General features: G+C 40.2%; 19 protein-coding genes. 12 read left to right on the forward strand and 7 right to left on the reverse strand.

Annotated elements, in window-relative coordinates:
- The first annotated feature begins 25 nt into the window (after positions 1-25).
- The 4 genes from AN389_RS03185 (at position 26) to AN389_RS03200 (ending at position 6,544) form a co-directional block, all read left to right on the forward strand.
- Complete coding sequence (locus tag AN389_RS03185; RefSeq protein ID WP_055013919.1) at positions 26-892, forward strand: class I SAM-dependent methyltransferase; 867 nt, start codon at positions 26-28, stop codon at positions 890-892.
- 451 nt (positions 893-1,343) lie between these two features.
- Complete coding sequence (locus AN389_RS03190; RefSeq protein WP_055017235.1) at positions 1,344-4,163, forward strand: TonB-dependent receptor domain-containing protein; 2,820 nt, start codon at positions 1,344-1,346, stop codon at positions 4,161-4,163.
- Positions 4,164-4,316: 153 nt separating this feature from the next.
- Positions 4,317-4,619 (forward strand): H-NS family nucleoid-associated regulatory protein, encoded by a 303-nt coding sequence (locus AN389_RS03195; protein ID WP_055013917.1) that lies wholly within the window; start codon positions 4,317-4,319, stop codon positions 4,617-4,619.
- Positions 4,620-4,792: 173 nt separating this feature from the next.
- Positions 4,793-6,544 carry a DEAD/DEAH box helicase gene (locus AN389_RS03200; protein WP_055013916.1) on the forward strand — a complete coding sequence of 584 codons (1,752 nt, stop codon included), beginning with the start codon at positions 4,793-4,795 and terminating at the stop codon, positions 6,542-6,544.
- 16 nt (positions 6,545-6,560) lie between these two features.
- Here AN389_RS03200 and AN389_RS03205 read toward each other — a convergent pair whose 3' ends face one another.
- The gene (locus tag AN389_RS03205; RefSeq protein WP_055014124.1) at positions 6,561-6,896 is read right to left on the reverse strand and encodes a ribonuclease E inhibitor RraB; all 336 of its coding nucleotides are present in this window, start codon (positions 6,894-6,896) and stop codon (positions 6,561-6,563) included.
- A 227-nt stretch (positions 6,897-7,123) separates the two neighbouring features.
- Between AN389_RS03205 and AN389_RS03210 the strand changes: the two genes are divergently transcribed.
- The 3 genes from AN389_RS03210 to AN389_RS03220 are packed head-to-tail and all read left to right on the forward strand — an operon-like array spanning position 7,124 to position 13,402.
- Positions 7,124-8,827, forward strand: coding sequence for an autotransporter assembly complex family protein (locus AN389_RS03210; protein WP_235575945.1), 1,704 nt, complete (start codon positions 7,124-7,126; stop codon positions 8,825-8,827).
- Complete coding sequence (locus AN389_RS03215) at positions 8,827-12,510, forward strand: translocation/assembly module TamB domain-containing protein (RefSeq protein ID WP_055019235.1); 3,684 nt, start codon at positions 8,827-8,829, stop codon at positions 12,508-12,510. The genes AN389_RS03210 and AN389_RS03215 overlap by 1 nt, the downstream gene beginning before the upstream one ends.
- Before the next feature lie 10 nt (positions 12,511-12,520).
- Positions 12,521-13,402: a peptidylprolyl isomerase gene (locus AN389_RS03220; RefSeq protein ID WP_055019236.1), complete on the forward strand. Its 882-nt coding sequence runs from the start codon at positions 12,521-12,523 to the stop codon at positions 13,400-13,402.
- A gap of 67 nt (positions 13,403-13,469) precedes the next feature.
- Here AN389_RS03220 and queF read toward each other — a convergent pair whose 3' ends face one another.
- The gene (gene queF / locus AN389_RS03225) at positions 13,470-14,315 is read right to left on the reverse strand and encodes an NADPH-dependent 7-cyano-7-deazaguanine reductase QueF (protein ID WP_055019237.1); all 846 of its coding nucleotides are present in this window, start codon (positions 14,313-14,315) and stop codon (positions 13,470-13,472) included.
- A gap of 59 nt (positions 14,316-14,374) precedes the next feature.
- On the opposite strand from queF, the gene syd reads away from it, so the two are divergent.
- Positions 14,375-14,914: a SecY-interacting protein gene (syd, locus tag AN389_RS03230; protein ID WP_055019238.1), complete on the forward strand. Its 540-nt coding sequence runs from the start codon at positions 14,375-14,377 to the stop codon at positions 14,912-14,914.
- A gap of 44 nt (positions 14,915-14,958) precedes the next feature.
- Here syd and AN389_RS03235 read toward each other — a convergent pair whose 3' ends face one another.
- From AN389_RS03235 to AN389_RS03245, 3 genes are all read right to left on the reverse strand, one after another.
- The gene (locus tag AN389_RS03235) at positions 14,959-15,732 is read right to left on the reverse strand and encodes a Zn-ribbon-containing protein (protein ID WP_055019239.1); all 774 of its coding nucleotides are present in this window, start codon (positions 15,730-15,732) and stop codon (positions 14,959-14,961) included.
- A gap of 13 nt (positions 15,733-15,745) precedes the next feature.
- Complete coding sequence (locus tag AN389_RS03240; RefSeq protein ID WP_004585969.1) at positions 15,746-16,009, reverse strand: hypothetical protein; 264 nt, start codon at positions 16,007-16,009, stop codon at positions 15,746-15,748.
- A 109-nt stretch (positions 16,010-16,118) separates the two neighbouring features.
- Positions 16,119-16,358, reverse strand: a complete 240-nt coding sequence (locus AN389_RS03245) for a DUF2789 domain-containing protein (protein WP_055013909.1) — start codon at positions 16,356-16,358, stop codon at positions 16,119-16,121.
- Positions 16,359-16,568: 210 nt separating this feature from the next.
- Here AN389_RS03245 and AN389_RS03250 point away from each other — a divergent pair, with 210 nt between their 5' ends.
- Positions 16,569-17,213 carry an N-acetyltransferase gene (locus AN389_RS03250; protein WP_055019240.1) on the forward strand — a complete coding sequence of 215 codons (645 nt, stop codon included), beginning with the start codon at positions 16,569-16,571 and terminating at the stop codon, positions 17,211-17,213.
- A gap of 741 nt (positions 17,214-17,954) precedes the next feature.
- On the opposite strand, the gene AN389_RS03260 is transcribed toward AN389_RS03250, so the two are convergent.
- Both AN389_RS03260 and AN389_RS03265 read right to left on the reverse strand, forming a co-directional pair.
- On the reverse strand, positions 17,955-18,254 hold the full coding sequence (locus AN389_RS03260; protein ID WP_055013906.1) for a DUF3301 domain-containing protein: 300 nt from the start codon (positions 18,252-18,254) through the stop codon (positions 17,955-17,957).
- Entirely contained in the window at positions 18,254-19,282 is a 1,029-nt protein-coding gene (locus AN389_RS03265) for a DUF3549 family protein (protein WP_055019241.1), read from the reverse strand. Before AN389_RS03265 ends, AN389_RS03260 begins: the two co-directional genes overlap by 1 nt.
- A gap of 105 nt (positions 19,283-19,387) precedes the next feature.
- Between AN389_RS03265 and AN389_RS03270 the strand changes: the two genes are divergently transcribed.
- Genes AN389_RS03270 through AN389_RS03280 form a run of 3 tightly spaced genes read left to right on the forward strand, consistent with a single transcriptional unit; the run spans position 19,388 to position 20,914 of the window.
- Positions 19,388-19,708 carry a YqcC family protein gene (locus AN389_RS03270; RefSeq protein WP_055013904.1) on the forward strand — a complete coding sequence of 107 codons (321 nt, stop codon included), beginning with the start codon at positions 19,388-19,390 and terminating at the stop codon, positions 19,706-19,708.
- Positions 19,701-20,465: a tRNA pseudouridine(65) synthase TruC gene (gene truC, locus AN389_RS03275; RefSeq protein WP_055019242.1), complete on the forward strand. Its 765-nt coding sequence runs from the start codon at positions 19,701-19,703 to the stop codon at positions 20,463-20,465. Before AN389_RS03270 ends, truC begins: the two co-directional genes overlap by 8 nt.
- The gene (locus AN389_RS03280; protein ID WP_055019243.1) at positions 20,465-20,914 is read left to right on the forward strand and encodes a flavodoxin; all 450 of its coding nucleotides are present in this window, start codon (positions 20,465-20,467) and stop codon (positions 20,912-20,914) included. The genes truC and AN389_RS03280 overlap by 1 nt, the downstream gene beginning before the upstream one ends.
- The last annotated feature ends 147 nt before the right edge of the window (positions 20,915-21,061 follow it).

Genomic DNA, 21,061 nt, shown 5'->3' on the forward strand with positions numbered 1-21,061 from the left:
AGCCCTTTTTTTATGGGGATTTTATATGGAAAATTATTGGAGTGAGTATTGGTCTCAAGGGTATTTAACTTCATTTGGGCAGGATATTAAAAAAAACTATACAGGCAAGCTCAAGCAGAGCTGGACAGGTTTTGCTAGCGAGCTTAGTCCACAGTGTAAGATATTAGACATAGGGACTGGCAATGGCGCACTGATAAAGCTCATACACGATAGTAGTAAAGATCAGTTGAATTTTATTGGTATCGATAAAGCAACAGTGGCAAAGAGTGTTACAGGCGTGCCTGAGTCGCGTATTTTATCAAGTGTAAGTGCAGAGACCTTACCTTTTGAAAATAATGAATTTGATGCGATAGTGGCTCAATTTGCAATTGAATACAGTGAACTATCAAAAAGTATTCCTGAATTATTTAGAGTATTAAAACCGGGTGGGTTTTATCAAATTGTTTGCCATGAAATAGACTCAGATATAGTTAAACCAAATGTGCTTATACTGGAGTCTGCTGTTCGCGTACGTAGCGACTTGTTAACCCCCTTAAAGCAGCTAATTGATGAGTTAACAAAAGGTGATAATGCTCAGGTCAATAACTTGATAAAAACAATAAATAACCTTATCCAGCTTGAAAGGGAAGTACATCCACACGCAGTTAATGGAACACGGTATCCTGACTTTTTTCAGTTTATTTTGAATAATAGAAAAATAGATTTAGAACGCGCCTATCAATTATTTACTCAAGAGCTTGAGGGGCTGACCTTTAGGCTAAATGACTTAAAGCAAGCGGCGTTAAATTCACAGAAAATTAGCCAGTTGTTATTAGGCAATAAAATATCTAAAGAGGCTTTAGTTGACGCTAATAATGAATATATCGGAACGCTTTACAAGGGACGCAAATAGCTAGCCTCATCACTAAAATGCGTTCTGTGCATTAATAACCTAGCAGCTTTGATGGTATTTCATAGGCCGTATGAGCTGCATAGCCCACCCCTTCTAGCTTTGTGGCGACTTGTTAAACAACATTTTCACTCACATTGTCATTTATAAATTTTAAATTATCTTGTTAATACCTTTAAAAATGTTAATAAATAAATGTGTTTTAGACTTTATACCTAAAAATACATCGTTCCGATTTTTGGTATATTTAAGTTTAATTGTTTGTCCCTTTTATTGAAATAAACTCTAGTTAATTATATTTAAAGTGATGTGAATTATTGGTTTTTAATGTGTTGACTATGTTTATATATTGGTAATAACATTTACAAAAGAAGCGATGCTTTCACTTCTTATGCTATTCATTTAATAGCTAAAATAATAAATATATAAATAAAATTCTTTCAGGGAGAATCACATGTTAAATAATAAAGTTTCAAAGGCAGTGCGCTTAGCGATTGCTTTTGGTGCAGCATCTGCAGCTGCGTTTTCAGCAAATACATTTGCTGCTGAAGAAGGGGTTGAAAAAGTAGAACGTATTCAAGTTACTGGTTCACGTATTAAGCGTACTGACGTAGAAACACCAGTACCTGTGACTATCATTGGCAGAACAGATATAGAGCAAATGGGGGCATTAAACGTAGCTGACGTTTTAAACCAATCACCTGTTGCTATAGCCGGCGCAGACCAATCTAACTCTTCATTCAGTACTTCTGGCGTAGGTTTAAACACAACCTCATTAAGAAACTTAGGTGAAGCGCGCACTTTAGTATTGGTTAACGGCCGTCGTTTTGTATCTGGTCGTTCACCTTCAAGTGGTTATGCCGTTGATTTAAATGCCATCCCAGCCTCAATGATTGAGCGAATCGAAATATTAAAAAGCGCTTCATCTGCCATCTATGGTACAGATGCTGTAGCTGGTGTAGTAAATATTATCACTCGTGATAACGTAGAGGGTGTTGAAGTTAACGCTCAAACTGGTATTTCCGACGAAGGTGATCGTGAGAAGTACTCTCTAAATCTAACCGCTGGTAATAGTTGGGATTCAGGTAATGTAACCGTTGCTATTGGTTATGATGATGACAAAGGTCTAAAACCTTCTGACCGTGCGTTTTCTGAGTTTGATGAAGCGATACTACTTGATGAAAACGGTAACGAGTATGTAGGGAAGGTATTCTCTTCGTATACTCCTCAGGGGCGTGTCGGCTCGTATAATGCTGACGGTACTCCTTACACTGGGCTTGAAGGTGGCGATGCATTTAACAGAGCTGATTATCGTCAATTAGTTACCCCACTTGAAAGAAAGTATGCTGCGTTAAACATCAAGCAAGAAATTAATGATGATGTGGAATTCTTTGCTGAGATGAACTGGAACTCATCTAAAACTTATAACTCGACTATTGAGCCAACGCCATTTTCTACTAATGATGTATTCTTACCAGAACGTGGTGGAGAAGGTGGGATAAAGCTTAGTAATCCTATGGTTCCGGAGTTACTTCGTGAAAATCTTCTTAATGACGGTTATGGCTTAGATGATAACATTCCCGAGCTAGTTCGCCGTATGGTTGAGTTTGGTGCTCGTTCTACTGATTTAGAGCGTGATACTGTTCGAATTGCGACAGGCATAGATTGGATGATCAATGATGACTGGTCATTAAATACTTATGTATCTTGGGGTAAAACTGATCAACGTCAAGACAGTGGTGGCCAAGTTAACATTGAAAGAGCAGCACAAGCTTTTGATGTAGTACAAAACGATGATGGTTCACTTCAATGTGCAAATGATCTAGCTGTTTTACAAGGTTGTGTGCCATTAAATTTATTTGGTGAGGGCTCTGTTTCAGCAGAAGCTGTTGATTATGTTAAAGTACCTGCCAAAATTGCTGGCCAAACTGAGCAATTTATAGTTTCTGCTTCTTTAGTTGGTGAATTACCAGTTGAACTAGCAGGCGGAAGAATTGGTGTAGCTATGGGGGCAGAGCACCGTTTAGAAAGTGGTTTCTTCAACCCAGGTGATCTAGCTCAAACTGGTGCGTCAAGTACTAACCGCTCATTACCAACTGATGGCAGTTACTACTCTAACGATTACTATGTAGAAACAATATTACCTATTTTAGATAATCTTGAGCTTGATTTAGCTGCTCGCTATTCAGATCATGAAATTGTTGGTGGTCAAACAACATGGAATGCGGGTATTCAATACTCACCAATTGATACATTGAAATTTAGAGCTTCAGCAGCAACAGCTATACGTACACCAAACATTGCAGATTTATTTGGTGGCCGAGGTGAGACCTTTGCTACAGTAACAGATCCGTGTAGTGGTGTGACTGCTTCAGATACTGGTAATGTAGCTCAAAACTGTTTATCAATTCCTGAGATTGCTGCTCGTGTTGCCGCAAATGGCTCGTTTGAATTAACACAAACAGAGGCACAAAGCACTGGTGGTTTTATTGGTGGTAATGAAGATGTTCAAGAAGAAACTGCAGATACATACAGCTTAGGTGTTGTGTGGCAAGCAACTGAAGAGTTTGCTTTAACAGTAGATTACTATGATATCTCTGTGGAAGATGCTATTTCAACGACAAGCCGTACTACAGTACTAAACCGTTGTTTTGATGTAAGTGCTGCTGACTTTGATCCAACTTGTGGTGGGAATTCTTTACGTGACCAAAATGGTGCTTTAGTTGAAGTAAACTCAGGAACAAGTAACGAAAACAATATCGAAACTGCTGGTCTTGACATTGAGTTAGCGTACAAGATTGATACTGAGCATGGTGAATTTGGTGCAAATCTGATTTGGAATCATCTAATCAAATATGATGAAACAGGTATCGAGAGTGGTGAAACAGTTGAATATGCTGGCCAAGTATTCACTCCAGATAACAGAGCAAATCTTAACTTAAGCTACGGCTTAGAAGATTTAAATCTTTCGTGGCGTATGCGTTACTGGGATCGTTCAAAAGATAGTGTTGATGGAGGTAACTTCAACTACACAGACTTTACTCCTTTAGAGAAATATAACGAATTCCCATCAGTTGTTTATCACGATATTTCAGCAGGCTATAGCTTCTCTGATAGTACAAATGTGACATTAACAGTGCGTAACTTATTTGATAAGCAACCACCAGTTGCTAACCAAAGTTCTTCTAGTGGTGGTACAGGTATTAATACAGTTTCTGAAGCATATGATGTAACTGGTAGATACTTACAATTAAGTTTAACTACTAAGTTTTAATTAGTTATTAAATGTCAAAGCCGTGATTTTAATCGCGGCTTTTTTTTAAACTTTAAAAAAATAGCTAATACTTTCTTCTCGTAGCCTATTTTCTATTTTAGGCTTATACTAAAAAGGAATTAAAATCTAACCCTATAATTTAGCGAGATATAAATGAAAGAAGTTCGATCTTTTATTAAAACAGCATCATTAACTGAGCTAGAAAAAGCACAACAATTAATCACTGATGCGATTGCAAAATATACTGAGCAGCTACAAGCTAAACAGGAAGTGTTGGATCTTTTAAAAGAAAAAGGACTTACGTTAGAAGATTTACAAGATGGTACTGCAGATAAGCGAACTAAAGTAAAAGCTAAGTATCGCATTGAAGTAGATGGCGAGGTGGTTGAATGGACCGGTCGTGGACGTCGTCCTAAAGCGTTTGAAGGTGTTGATTTACAAAAGCACCTAGCTTAATAAAATAACAGAGAAGCTACGGCTTCTCTTTTTTTATGATGTATAACTTAATAACTAAACCTTAGGCTTACGCTTTGCAAGTCAGGTTTAATTGGCGAAAACTTACCTTAAACTCCCCGCAGTCGCTTAGTATTTGTTAAACTGCATTTCTGGTTATTCTATTTACTATTTTCATGAGCTATAAATTAAGGCCGTATCAGCAAGAGGCCGTAGAGCGCACCGTTTTACATTTTAGAAAAACAAATGACCCTGCCGTAATTGTACTGCCTACCGGTGCCGGTAAAAGCCTTGTTATTGCAGAGCTTGCGCGAATAGCTAAACAAAAAATACTGGTGCTTGCACATGTTAAAGAGCTTGTAGAGCAAAACGCACAAAAATATAAAAGCTTTGGTTTAAAAGCGAGTATATTTTCAGCAGGGTTAAAAGAAAAATCACTTAGCCACCAAGTTACCTTTGCCAGTGTTCAATCTTTATCGCGTAATTTAAATAAATTAAATGAGCATTATTCTTTGCTTATTATTGATGAGTGCCACAGAGTAAATGGTGATAAAAAAAGCCAATACGGAAAGGTTATAAATACGCTCAAACAATATAACCCTCAGTTAAAAGTATTGGGTTTAACGGCCACACCTTATAGATTAGGAATGGGGTGGATATACCATCATCATTACCATGGTTTTGTAAAAGGTAATAAAGAAAGCCCATTTAAAAACTGTATATTTGAATTACCGCTCAGGTATATGATCAAACATAACTACTTAACGCCGCCAAATGAAGTGGACGCGGCAATTAGTCATTATGACTTTTCGTCTTTGGCTACTAATGCGTTTGGGCAATATACGACTGATGATATGAATGCGCTTTTAAAAAACAGTGAGCGCGCAACGCAAGCTATACTAAAGCAGGTAATACAATACAGCGAAACCCGCCAAGGCGTAATGATATTTGCGGCAACGGTGATGCACGCGCAAGAAATTTTAACTTATTTACCCGCAGAGCAAAGTGCCCTTATAACTGGTGATACCCCAAATGCTGAACGCGATAAATTAATAAATCAATTTAAACAAAAAAACATCAAATACCTCGTTAATATTTCTGTTTTAACTACCGGATTTGATGCGCCGCATGTCGATTTTATCGCTATTTTACGCCCTACCGAATCGGTTAGCCTATACCAGCAAATTGTTGGCCGTGGACTTAGGCTAAATGAAGGAAAAACAGATTGCTTAGTTATAGATTACGCAGGCAACGGCTTTGATTTATTTCACCCTGAAGTGGGTGATAAAAAAGGTGACAGCGATAATGAACCCGTTCAAGTGCTTTGCCCTGGGTGTGGGTTTGCAAATATTTTTTGGGGAAAAACCGATTCAGCAGGCAAAGTCATTGAGCATTTTGGTAGGCGCTGCCAAGGTTTATTAGAAGATGACGAAGGCCATAAAGAGCAATGCGATTATCGGTTTAGGTTTAAAGAGTGTGACCAATGTGGCGCTCAAAACGATATTGCTGCGCGTAAATGCCATGATTGCGGCGCTGTAATGGCCGACCCCGATGACAAGCTACGCAACGCACTTAACTTAAAGGATGCGTTAGTACTACGCTGCAGCGGGTTATCAGTGGTAAAACTGAAAGATGATTTAATTAAAATAACCTACTTTGATGAAGATGGCGCAAGTTGCGATGAGGTATATAACCTTGCCAGTAAAGGTGGGCAATATATTTTTAATAAACAGTTTGGAAAACGCCTAGGGCAGGGGCAAGCGCCAGTCGAATTTAAAAATGCTGAGCAGGTTATTAAGGCACAGTTTGATTTAGTGCACCCTGACTTTGTTATCGCGCGTAAAAGTAAAAAGTATGGCTGGAAGGTATCTGATAAATTATTTGATTACACAGGCAGCTTTAGAAAAGCGAATCAGTTAAGCGGCTAGGCTTAACTGATCCTTATCAAGCGGCGTCTTCGTCCATTAAACCCCAGCCATCGCCATAGCCATTGTAGCTATTAGCAATGCTTTCAAGGTATTGCTCTGCTTGGCCAAGTAATGTGTGCTCTGGCACCATTTGTACATGAGTAATTACTTCCCATACGCCTGTGTCTTTGCATTTTTCAACGTTAGTGCTTTGTACTAATGCATCAGAGACTATTTCTTTAGCAAACTTTTCAGCGTCAGCTTGTTGTTCAAATAAAATGAAAAAATCGATTTGGTGCATTTTGCTTAAATCAACGCCAGCAGCGGCTATTTCGGCTAAAAGTTGGCCGTTATCATCATCAGGGAATTGCATTAAAAACTCATTTAAAATTAATTTTGTATTCGTAGTGGCTATTGTAACCAAAATATTGCTTTAAAGCGTATTAATTTTAACGTTAAAAACGAGCAAAATTTGGTGCAAGATTACGATTAAGTTAATGTGTTGCTCATTATGGCTATGTTAGTATGCAACTCATCCAAGGTTAAATTTAAAGAATAAAAAGTAAGGATATTTACTTGTTCAAACAGTTATTACGTTTTGTGTTTTTTTTCGTTTTTTTCATAAGCACTCAAGTCAGCGCTGAGCAAAGGGTAATTGAAGATTACGAGATTAAAGGGATCAGTGGCGAGTTAGAAAGTAACGTTGAGCTATATTTAAAGCAACTAGTTGGTGAAAAGCCTACAAGAACCTTGCGTCGCTACGCCAAAAAGCAAGTACAAAGCAGTATTAAAGCGCTGGGGTATTACAATCCAACGATAGACATTGAGTTTGATAAAGACGATAAAGAGCTTATCGTCCAAATAGAACGCGGACCTGCCACTCGCATTGAAGCAATTAATATAACGCTCAATGGTGAGGGGAAAAGCGACTCGCAATTACAAAATGTTATTAAAAATTTAAATTTAACCCAAGGCGATGTGCTTAATCACGGCAAGTACGACTCAGCCCATAAAAAAATAGAGTCGATGTTATTAGAACTAGGCTATTTCGATGCTAAATGGCCAGTTCGAAAGCTTGCTGTATCAGTGCAAAAAAACAGTGCCGTTATCACATTCAGTATAGACACCGGCGTGCGCTACGCCTATGGCGATATTATCATCGCAAAAGACACGCCCGCAGAAAAATACATTCGCTCACTTGCGCCTTTTACCCAAGGTCAAGCTTATAAAGCCACACAGATTGCTGATTATAACCTTGAACTTTCAAGCACGCCGTATTTTTCAAGCGTGCGTATTTATGCCGATATACCAGCAAGGGCCAACGGGCAAGTACCGATTAATATTGACGTGCTGCACAAACCCGCTAATAGCTACGAAGTGGGTGGCGGCTTCAATACCGAACTGGGTCCAAAAGTGCGTTTTAAATGGAGTAAACCCTGGATCACAGAAGACGGGCATTACCTCGAAAGCAATTTAAATGTAGCTGAGAAACAACAAGATATTTCTATGGCGTACACCATTCCAGTCGATGACCCGAACGACGATTTATGGCGGTTTTCAGTAGGTTACAAATTAGAAGATGAACTTGCCGATGATATTTACAGTGAAATACTGACCGGACAATTACAGCGCCAATGGTTAACTGAAGATAAATGGGTACGCACGGCATTTTTACGCCGCGACCAAGAAACATACCGCATTGGTGATGAACCTGAAGAAAGCACCGAAATGCTAATGCCAGGTATTAGCTATGCCCGTAAAAAAACAAAAGGGGGCACAACGCCTTATTGGGGGGAGCAGTGGTTAATTTCGGCAGAGTTTGGTTTAGACGATGTACTTTCAACTACAAACTTGGTGCGGGTGCAATTGCAGCATGCGTGGCTACGAACTTATTTAGATAAACACTTAGTTTTTTTAAAAGCAAACGTTGGCGCAATGCTGGTCGATAATATTGAAAACGTACCTTATTCGTTGCGTTTTTATGCCGGTGGTGACCAAAGTGTACGTGGTTTTGCTTATCAGTCTATTTCTCCTGAAGATGAAGACGGTGACTTAATTGGTGGTAAATACTTACTAACTAGTACGATTGAGTACAACTACCAGTTTGCGCAAAACTGGCGCGCAGCCATATTTGTAGATGGTGGTACCGCCACAAATGACTTTTCGGATGACTTTGAAGTGGGCGCAGGCTTTGGCTTTCGTTATTTAACGCCCATAGGCCCCGTAAAAGTAGATCATGCATGGGGGCTGACTAAAGAAAGTAAAAGCACACGTTTAAGTATTACCATAGGGCCAGAAATTTAATGTCAGTATTTAAAAAAATATCCGCCGCTGTCATCGGCATTTTAATCACGCTTGCCGTTATTATATTTTGTTTGTTATTTACTGCGCCCGGTAATCAATTTATTGCTTATAGTGCAAACAAAATGGTAGACGGCTTACATATTGAGATTAAAAAAGGGCGCTTTTTATATAACAACCCGTTTAATGTGAGCTTTAAAAACCAAAGTACAGATTTTAAAGCCCAGCAGCTTAAAATAGATTTATTTTGGTGGCAGTGCGATGGCTTATGTATTGAAAATGTAAGTGCGCGGTCAGTCAAGCTTGCTCTTGGCAATCCGCCCGAAGCTACACAAGAGAGCGCCTCAGAGCCATTAGCTAAAATTACGTTTCCCTTTAATATTGCAGTAAAAAATATAGCAATAAACGAATTTGTATTAAATCATTCCAGTGCTGATGTAACCGTAAATAACTTTACCCTTGCAGCGAAAGCCGAAGATGCAACCTTAGCGGTAAAAAGCCTGACTATTAGCGATGTACTGGTAAAGCTTAAAGAGCAACCCACCTCATCCAAACAGGCAACGGTTCAGCAAAGCCAGGCGCTAACAGCGCTACCCGCGTTACCAGATATAGAATTTACATCGCCCCTTAATTTACGGGTAGAGCAGTTTGACGTAAAAAAAGTGGGTATTGAACTAGGTGAGCAAACACATACAGTTGAAAACATAGCGCTTGCACTAAATGTAGAAGATGAAATAGTTAACTTACAAACCCTTAGCGCGCAGTATCAACAATGGCAATTAAATACGCAGTTGAGCAGTGAACTTACTGGGAACTTGCCGATAAAGGGTGAAATAGCCTTAAATAGCGACTTACATCAAGCTAATCTGGCATTAAGTGGCGATCTATCTGATTTAAATATAAAGTTAAATACAACCGGCCAATACCCATTGAATTTAACGGCAACGGCTAATTTAAAACAAAAAAATTATCCATTTGAACTTACCGGTAAAGTTGAGCAGTGGCTGATTGACGCGCAAAGTAATGAGCTAAAAGTAAGTCATGTTGATTTATCAGCCTCGGGTAATGCAGATGATTATACGCTAAGTTTAAAAGCGGATAGCCAGCTAGGTGCCTATCCAGCTGTTGTATTAAATACGCAATTAAACGGCTCGCTTAGCCAAGCACAGCTAAGCACTTTAAGCCTAAAAGCAAACGACAGTAGTGCAATATTCAATGGCAACGTTAATTGGCAAAAGGGCATACAGGCCGAATTTTCTGGTTCGTTAAATAGTTTAAAAGCACAGTATTTAACAGATACCGTTACAAGTGATATTTCTGGTCAGCTAGAGGGGCGCTTTAATAGCGAAGGGCAAAACTGGCAATTGCAAATGGATAATACGCAGCTTACAGGAACACTTAACCAAACACCGCTTGAATTTGCCTCAAACTTTACACTTAATAATACGCTTAAAGCTAACATAGATAGCCTGTATTTGAGTAGCGGGCCTAATAAGTTAACCTTGAGCGGGCAAGTAGACGACACCTGGCAGGTTGACGGGAAAGTAACACTCACAGGAAGTGAGCAAACAAACCTGCCATTTGTAGCAAATGGTAAGGCCGATTTAAAGATTAGAGGCCAGCGTTTAACCCCTGCCGTTGATTTATCGTTATTACTCGACAACTTTATCTATAACGATATAAACGTTAACAAACTCGCCCTCAAAGGAAAGCTCGATACCGCCGCAGACTGGCAAACTGATGTGAGCTTAAACGTAGGCTCAGCAAAGGTTGCTGATGAGATCATTAATCGCGTTGAGCTAACAGCCTCTGGCGATAAAACCGATCACCAAATTGTTGTCGCTATAGATGCAGAGCAAGGGGCTGCTGAGCTTGAAGTAGCCGGTAAGCTAAATAATGACGTGTGGAATGGCTCGCTCAGTAACATAACGCTAAGTGATAAAAAGCTTAGTTTTAGTAATAGTAAAAAAATTGCAGTGATGTTTAATACTCAAACCAGCGACTTTGATGTGAGTGCGCATTGTTGGCGCTCAAACAAAAGTGAGCTATGCATTAACACTCTTGCGCAAACCAAAAACTTGGGCCAATTTAATGCCAGCTTGAGCAATTTAGCGCTTGAAGAGCTAAAACATTTTTTACCAGATAACATGCGTACGCGAGGCGATATAAGCGGCGACTTTGCTGCAAATTGGAGCGAGGGCGCTTTAAAAACACTACGGGCTAATTTAAATTCGCACGAACTTGTTGCGGTTCTTACCTCAGAGGAAGACCTGTTTAGGTTGCCTATAGAAACGCTAAAAATCAGTGCCTATACTGACTCTCAAACAGGTAAACTAGAAGCAGATTTAGACTCAAGTGTGCTGGGTAAAATAACCACCCAAATTAATATTGATGATATTCAAAATCAGCAAACATTAAACGGTAACATCGATATAGACAAAATTTTGCTATCAGACTTACATCCATTTTTAGAGACCCTTGAGCAATTAAAAGGGGATGTAACCGGTAATGTGGCACTTGCTGGCACATTACAAGACCCACTATTAAAAGGTGAGCTAAATGTTAGTGATATCAATTTAGAAGGTGAGCAGTTACCTATAGTATTGCAAAAATCTAATATAAACATTTTATTTGATAAAACTACCGCCACAATTAAAGGTAATTTAAACGACAGCCAAGGTGGTAAAATAAACTTAACTGGCGATGTAGATTGGCAAAGCGCACAGCCTGAGGTAAACGTAAGCGTTAATGGCGAGCAGTTTTTTGTGCGTGCACAGCAAGGCGTGACGTTTAAAGTATCTCCTGATTTAACCATTGGACTGGCAAATAATGCATTAAAGCTGTCGGGCGAAGTGATTGTACCTTATGGCAGAGTAATGATTGAAGAGCTGCCAGAGGGCGCCGTTCAAGTGAGCGACGATGAGATTATTGTTGATCAGCAAACGGAAAAATCAGAAAACGTGCCATTTGACTACGATGTAAATTTAAAAGTCATTGTTAAAAACGATGTGAAAATAGAATCGTTTGGCCTTGAGTCTAAAATAGCGGGAGATTTGGCCATCAAAATGAGCCAAGGGGCCCCTATAATTGCCACCGGCGAGCTCAATTTAATCGATGGAACGTATTTAGCTTTTGGCCAAGATTTAATTATTAGTACTGGGCAAATAGGGTTCAGTGGCTCGATTGAGCAACCATTTTTAAATATTGAAGCCATACGTAATCCAGACACAACAGCAAACGGTGTTGTGGCAGGTGTTACGCTTACTGGTAACGTTGAGCAACCTACCTTAAAAGTGTTTTCTGAGCCGGCAATGGACCAAGCACAAGCGCTTGCTTATTTACTCAATGGGCAGCCGTTAGGCGAGGGTGACAGTTCAAGCGACGCCATGCTTACTCAGTTATTGCTCTCACAAGGGGTGAGCCGCAGTGAAGGCGTTGTATCTAAAGTTGGCGAAACCATTGGTTTATCTGATGTAAGCTTAAGCTCAACGGGTTCTGGCGATAACACTAAACTTGAAATATCGGGCTATGTAGCGCCTAGCTTACAAGTTAAATACAGCGTAGGGGTGTTTGACTCGCTCAGCGAGGTCGCTATTCGTTATCAGCTGCTTTCGCAATTTTATGTAGAGATCACCAGTGGTTTAAATCAAAATGTTGATTTACTCTATAAGTTTGATTGGGATTAAATAGAATTATATGAAAGGATTATATTTAGCAGCACTAATAACAGGATTAACTGGCTGTGCCCAACACACAGAGCAATACGCGAGTACTCAACAAACACCAACACGTAGCGCAAGCGAGGTAATAAAGCAGGCTAAAGCGCACGAATGGCGAAATGTAGACAAGCAAAATATTTTAAAAATTACGCTACCTACAGGGCCGGCTTATGTTGAGCTTAACCCGCAGCTTGCAGCTAAACATACTGCGCACATAAAACAACTTGCACGAGAAGGTTTTTACAAAAATACCCGTGTTTATCGTTTTGTTGAAGGGTTTGTAGCACAAGGTGGCGACAGCTCAGGCAACAAACCAATTAAAACGGCTAATAAAACGGTGCCAGCGGAGTTTTACCATACCACTACACAGCCGCTTAAAATTACAGAGCTGCAAGGTGATGGGTACGCGCCTGTAACGGGGTTTTTAAACGGTTTTGCCGTCGCACAAAATGCTACTAATACAAAAACTTGGCAGGTACATTGCCACGGCGTGTTTGCCATGGCGCGTGGCAATGAGATAAACAGTGCAAGCACGGAATTTTTTGTCACCATTGGGCAAGGTCCGCGCTACCTTGATAATAATATTACTGTGTTTGGAAGAGTGCTTGAAGGTATGCAGCACTTTAATCGTTTACAGCGTAAGCCTGTTCCTAATACGCCATTTAACCCAATTACAAACATTGAGGTGTTAGCTGATATTAAAAGTGATAAAAGCACCTTTAGTGTTATGAACACAGACTCACAATCATTTAGAGAATTGATTGAGGCGCGAAAAAATCGTACCGAACCTTGGTTTGTGCACGCCCATAACTATGTTGATGTGTGCGCAATGCCTATTCCGACTAAGCGCATTAATTAGCATATAATGTGTATAAAAAAAGGAGCTTAGGCTCCTTTTTTTATAGTGATATTTAAGTCGATTGGTATTACTGGCGATTAATTTTTACCGCAAACGGCGTATCGTTATAGTGCGTTGAACGATACGGATTTATATCTAGTCCACCACGGCGTGTATAACGCGCATAGACCTCAAGCTCTTTAATATTTAGCTGCGTGGTTAAATCACTATAAATACGCTCTACACATTGCTCATGGAATTCATTGTGCGTTCTAAATGAAATTAAATAGCGCAAGAGTGCCTCATGGCATATTTGCTCACCAGTGTAGCGAATAATTATACTGGCCCAATCAGGCTGCGAGGTAATTAAGCAGTTAGATTTAAGCAAATGGCTATGCAGGGTCTCAGTTACTTGGGTGTCACTTTTTGATTTAAGTGAGTAGGCGTCAATATCGTAGTTATCTATTTCAATATCTAAATCGTCAATACATTGCCCAGGTAATGGCGTGCAAGGTAAGCAGTTATACTCATCAGGTGCGTATAAAGTTACTGCTACATCGCTATTTACCGCATTTGATAAGTCTTCAATTAAATGCTGTCTTACTACCTCAATACTTTCAAAGCGGGTTTGATTAAAGCTATTTAAGTAAAGTTTAAACGACTTAGATTCAATAATATGGCTGCTTTGGCACGCAAAAGTAAATAAAGCCACGGCAACCTGTGGTTTACCTTTAGCGTTTAACCATGAAAGCTCATAACCTGTCCAAATATCTTGGCCTTTAAAGGGCAACTCGGCTTCGTCAATATTTAAAGCATCACGATTTAACTTGCGGGCAATAGGAAAAAGTAAGCTAGGCGAATATACATCTACGTATTCAGTAGACTGCCCTAACACACTACCTTTGAGATCTGGAGAATTGCTGTAATCTGTCATGTTTGCTCTTAAATAGTTACAATAGATGGATTATATCTAATTTAAATGAGTTTCGCAGTATGTCTGTTGCAATGCAAATGGCCCAACTTCACGCACAATTTTGTGAAAAAACCGTTAAAAACACCGCTAAATACCCGCTTATGGCACACGATGAGCAATGGCCTAGCCCGTGTGAATTTGGCGAAGTAGACGCCCAAGGCAATATTCAATGGAAAAGTGCTTTGCAATCTCCCATAGGTTCGTTATCAGATTTAGCTAACGCACTTGAGCTGAGCTTCCCTGCAGGGTTTGATGAGTTTTATGGGCACATGTATGGCGGCAGTATTTTAGCCAGCATAGAAGGCCATCGTGTTGAGTTATTACAAGCGTGGAATAAAGATGATTTTGACCTGCTGCAACAAAATATTACTGGCCATGTCTTAATGAAACGAAAGTTAAAGCAGCCAGAAACCCTATTCATTGGTTTAACTGAGCAAGATGACCTACTGGTTACCGTGCAGGTAAATACCGGTGAGGTATGTTTAGAGTACGTGGGTAAAAAGCCGCATCATGTACTTGCACCCAATATAGAATCATTTTTAAAAGCGTTAACAGTGTAAAAAGTAGGTGCCAGCTTAACTCACTACTGGCACCTATTAGTTTGTTACTGAAAATCCCACGAAACATTAGATACCAACCCGCATGGCTCACATCTAAAGTCAAATAACCCAAACCACGGTTCTGGCAGTTTCCACTCACTATTGCAGCTAGGGCATTTACGCTCAAGCTCTGAGGCTTTATCGACACCACCTACACGGTATAAATAATAATAAACCGGTTTTTGAGTTAAAAAGCGGATACGTTTAGCAATGTCTTTACCGCGGCGATATAAGTCACTTTTTGTGCTTGATATTTCTTCAAGCGCGGGAAATTCGCACCGCGTAGCGCCATTAATTTGTATTTGATCGCAGGCTTGCCAATCTTCTTGCCATTTTATGAGTGTTTTATAGTCCCCATTTGCAATGGCGGGAATAGTAAACAATGGCACAGGTAAAAAGTCATCACCACAATACAGTGGGCTACAGGTATGCACATAGGTTGTGTATAAAATATAGCTTGAAGGCGATTTACAGGTATCGGCACCGTTTGAGTGAATGTCTTGGCCAATCACTTTTATTTTAGGGGCAAGCAAACCAGCACTGTGTAGCTTCTCAATACTGTGTTTTACAAAAGGGCTATTATTTAATGGGTGCATGGCGTCTTCGGTTGGGCACATGACCCGGGTAATAAAATAGCCATCTTTTAATACAGTTGGGAATTCTTCCCCCATAATTTGGCCATTAAAACGCAGTGCATTAACTAACCGGTTAATGGCTTGCTCGGCGTGTTCTAGGGTAGTGTCTTGGTAGCAGTCAAACGTTAAATCAACAACGAACATTTATAGTCTCAAATTATTTTTGCTCTAACAGGGCTAGCAACCTATCGAGTTTTTTCTCAATGCGATCGAGTTGAGATGTTTTAGGCTCAACGATGCTCTGCTCAGGGTTTTTCATTAAATTATGAATTGAATCAGGATTATTTTTATATTGGCTTACTGCGGCAATAATAACCGGCATAGGCACAGGTTGTGCTAAACGGCTTTTAGTTAGGGCAACAGTAGGGGTTTTGCCTTCATCAAGAAGGACTTTAATTGCATCAAATACAACTGCATTCATTAGATTTGTAACTCTTTAATATATATGCGCAGCAAGTGTTTGTTGCGCGGGTGCTATAGTAGCAACAATACCAAGGCGCATAAAGCCTTGGTATAAGTAGAGGGGGGGATTACTTACCTTCTTGGCGAAGCCTCACATCAAGTTCATCAATTACTTCGCTCCACGCGCCATCTTCTGCTAGCGATTCTGCTAAAAAATGCTGCTGTGCTTCATCCCAAAAAGGAGCGTGTTGTAAAAGCGTTGTGTCTTCTAGTGAGTGAGAAGCAATAAAATCGTCAATCTGTTGCTCTGAGCTAGGTAAACCCAATTGTGCAAACAACGTTTTCATATCATGTTTTGTCGTATCCATATTATTACTCCATCTGATTAAATTGAACCAAGCTTAGAGCCAGACTATAGGCTTTGCTAGTTAAACTCTCGCTGAATTGACGGTATTTTTGCTTTAGGTATATAGTTAACGTGTAGTATAGATAAACATTTTCGCCATACAATTACCAACCATCTTACATGTGGTAAACAACTGGCAACGTTGAGGGTAGAAAAGCAAAAAGGATACACAATGACAGTCACCTCTAATGAGCACATATTAAGCGTACAATACCTCGCCCCTGAAGATATAAGCACGGCAGGGAGTTTAATCTATCAGGCCTATCATGATGATCCGCTACTGCAAAATTTATTAGGTTATGATCAACATAATATGGCTGCCTACGAGAAAAAATTACGCTCAGTGATACGCGAAGAACTCAGTGCTTTTTGGCAAGAAAAGCTGCCATTAATAGGCTTGTACCGCGATGATAAATTAAAGGCGGTCGCGTGTGTATTTGAGTCAAGCAGCCAATTACAACCAGAGCGTTATTGGCATTGGCGCTTAAAGTTAATGCTCAGTGCAGGGTATTTGCAAACCAACCAACTAATAGAAAAAGAGCAAACAATACGCGCTGCGCTTAATGAGATTGGCGATTACTACTATTTAGCGTTTATTGCGGTAGACCCGCACGTGCAAGGCCACGGCCTTGGGCGTTACCTGTTACGAGGCTTGGATGATTTAGCAACTAAAAACACAGGAGCTAAAGGGCTTGCCGTTTTTGTTACACGCCAAGAGCATAATACGTTTTTTAAATCAGAAGGATTTAGCACCTATAAAGCACTTGCCTTTAATAAAGTATCTGGAGAGCTTCTTTTTAAATCTTATGCAAAATAGGCAGGTAAGCGATAAGCGCCATTACGGACATATGCCCGTGAGATATATCTTACATTGACGTGCGCATTATCAGTTACGGTCGTTCACAAATGCAGCTTTAATAGGGTAAGGTTTTGTTTTGTATGGGGTTTCATATTTTTTCATATATATTACGAAAAATTAATTTTGTTTACCTAGTAGGATGAAACCCAAACTCGCGTAGTATTTAACGTGTCAAGACGACATAGCTTAATGACTAAGCTACTGCCAAGGATACGGAATAGGCAACATAGCAGATGCCAGCAGGAAGCATAAAGGACAAATTAAAAAGGACGCAAGGACGAACGAGGAAGTGCATGAAGCGCTTAGTAGTTGGAACTACTTAAGGATATTTACGGATGAGGCTACAGGAAGTAGCAGGAGCGTTAGTTTACGCAGGATGGCCAAGGCGGCAAGTGGAAAGTGCAGGATGCATTTAAAGTGGCAGGAGCTACTTAAAAGGATGACCAAGGATGATGCTACAGTAAGTAGCCAAGCGTTAGTTTACGCGGGTTAGCCAGGATGGTTATGGATTTTGCAGGATGCAATGTTGAGGGTAAATAGGGTTGTTTACTCGTTCAGGGGATGATAATACGGATTTTGGGTCAAGGATAACAAGCAGGATGCTGTAAGAGTGAGGCGTAACTTTTGTTACGCCTTAGTTTTATGTATTAACTTATTTTAGTGGTTTCACTTTAACCCCACTGGTTTTAACGATTAGCGTTAAATTTTGTGTGGGGGCACAACAACACTTTTTAGCATTTCATTTTCCATAATTAAAATACCTTGATAGGCATTTTCGCCATCACTTGAAAACTCAAACATAAATTCGCTTTTGATCCCCGGTTTGCCATTTTTTAAAACGCCAAAGCGGCGCTTTGTGCACGCTACGCTCATTAACTGAACCTGTAATTGTTCAGCTTGGCGCGCAGCATGACTGTTAGCAGCTTCTGCTACTTTTCGGTTTAGCCAAAATAAGTATATTACAGCGCCAATAGCGATAAACGTCCACAAAGTAGCCATTAAGAGAACAACCTTCCAATTGCGCGAGCGAGCGTTTCGCTGCGATTTTCTTTACGTAATAAGCCTAATAAGTGTGGGCGTATAGTGGGTATTGCAACTAAATCAGCAAATATACTGGGAAATAGCTCGGCAATTTGCTGGTGGTGCGCACAATTATCCATAAAAATATGTAAGCGCTCAGGCTCTTCTAGTTGAGCAAAACAACGCCCTGCAATTGTTAAAAGTACATCTGAATCAGTACTAAGAGATGAGCTTAATGCAGCATCTACTAGTTGTGTACACAGCCCTTGCGCTTGGCCTTTTGAAAGTGAGCGCAGTGCGGCAGTCAGTGCAATAGTATCGTTATTTTCAATGGCTGTGTGGCCATAGGCCACTAAAAGCTGACTGAGTGATGGCGGTATTTCTACATGTTCAAGCATAGCGCTCAGAGGCTGTAATACTTCAAGTGGTAAATGCGGCCAAGCATTTTGCAAGTTTGCTAAGTTGTTGTCGTGATTTAGGCGCAGTGCAAAATCCGCAATACCTTGTAGCGCAACGCTTTGCCAATCATCAAAACCTAAATCACCACTAAAGTACAGCTGCGTATGCTCGTAATATTTAGAGGCTGGCTGCTTTAACAATACTTTAAGTTGGGCGTTAAAAGCCGCTAATTTATTTGCATTAGGGGTAAACACATAAGGGTTATTATCTAGCTTACCATCGGCTTGCTCGCCGGTAATTTCGCTGCCTAGGGCCTCAATAACCATATTAGCGAAATGATCGCGGCTCGCGCTCACTAATTTACTTTGCTCATCAAGTGGAAATTTTAAAAACCACACATAAGGTTCTTTACTTGCTTTGCTATCCCAAAATTGAATAGCCAGCCATGCATGCCCTGCAAGCGGATAAGGATAAGGAACTTGCGCTTGCTCGATAGCTAAAAACTGTTTTTTATCAAGCTTAGTAATATGCCTGCCAATATCAAAAGCACGCCATTGTGTACCGGCGCCATCTAAAAGTTGGCCAAGTGTCGTTATGTGTTCGCTCATCGTTATCTCAATTGTTTTTACTGCAAAATTACCTCAATTATACGCCATAGCAGGCATTGAGGGAACAGGGTATAATTGCCCCATAACGTAAAAAGAAGAGTGGTTATGTATCAACAAACGCAGGCTTATTTAAACCAATTAAGCACACTTTTAAAAAAACATAAGCTGTGGCAAATTACGCCAATAGAGGCAAATAGATTACAATCTCAAGTGCCGTTTTGTCACGATACTATGGCATTTGAGCAGTGGTTACAGTTTGTATTTATTGAAAAAATGCAGCAATTAATAACGCTTAACCAACCATTACCACAAAATTTTGCTATTGCGCCCATGGCTGAAATGGCGTTAGTGGGTAAAACCGGCAGCGGCGAAATTATAGCGTTACTTAGTGAGCTTGATGCTTTTTTAGGTAACCCCCATGACTGAAAAGAGAGAACCTATAGCGTACGGCGAGCTTAATATTCTTTACCATGACGACTACTTTGTTGCCATAGATAAGCCCGCAGGCTTATTGGTTCATCGCTCTTTTTTAGATAAACACGAAACGCAGTTTGCAATGCAGATGCTGCGCGACCAACTAGGGCAACATGTATTTCCGGTGCACAGGCTAGATAGACCAACATCAGGTGTGCTGTTATTTGCGCTAAGCTCAGAAGCCGCCCGAGACATGAACACGCTTTTTATTGAAGGCACGATTACAAAACGTTATTTAGCGCTTGTACGTGGTTTTGCACCTGAATCGGTATTTTTAGATAAACCATTAAAAGAAGAGCTTGATAAAATAGCTGACAAATTTGCTACGCAAAATAAAGCGCCACAAGCGGCGCAAACGCAATTTAATTGTCTGCATCAAGCCACGCTACCCATCCCTATCGGTAAATACCCCACGGTACGTTACTCGCTCGTAGAGTGTTTTCCAAAAACTGGGCGAAAGCATCAGATTAGGCGCCACCTTAATCATTTATCAATACCTATTATTGGTGATGTAAATCATGGTGATAATCAGCATAATCAATTTTTTAGGGAGCATTTTGCACTTAGGCGGTTAATGTTATTTGCAACGCAGCTTAGCTTTGTGCACCCTTATACGCATAAACCCATCGTAATTAAAGCGCCACTAGGTGAAGACATGCTTAGTATATGTAAGCAACTAGGTTGGCCACAGCAAGAAAAGGATTATTAATGGCACATATTAGTATTTTTGTAGGCAGCGTTAACGGCGGCGCAGAACGTTTAAGCTACGACGTTGCAAATACAATAGAAAAAGCGGGGCACACTGCGAGCGTTATTAATGAGGCCTCACTTGATGATATAAAAAACGCATCACATATATTAATTGTTACCTCAACCACAGGGCAGGGCGATGTACCTAGCAATTTAGCGGGGCTCTACTTTGCTATGAACAGCACATTTCCGATGCTAACCGATAAGCCATTTGGTGTTATTGCTATGGGCGATAGATGCTACGGCGATACGTTTTGCGGTGCAGGGCGCAGCTTTGATGAGCTACTACGTGACTTGCAAGCTAAGCCGATAGGAAACCGTTTAGAAATAGATGCCTGTGAAGACTTTGAGCCATGGCCTGTAGCAGAGCCGTGGTTAAAAGCATGGCTTGAAAAGTTACCAGCTTAGTAAACTGCTTTATACCAATGCGCATAATTAAGTGATCTATTTTGAGGATGGATAAACGTGTTGATAGCAAGGCAAAAAATTCGCGATTTAGTTGTTCTCGGCAATTGCTCCTGCATTGCTCTACCTTCTGCATCCATGCAGTCGTAA

The sequence above is a fragment of the Pseudoalteromonas sp. P1-7a genome (assembly GCF_001401855.1).
Lineage (GTDB): Bacteria > Pseudomonadota > Gammaproteobacteria > Enterobacterales > Alteromonadaceae > Pseudoalteromonas.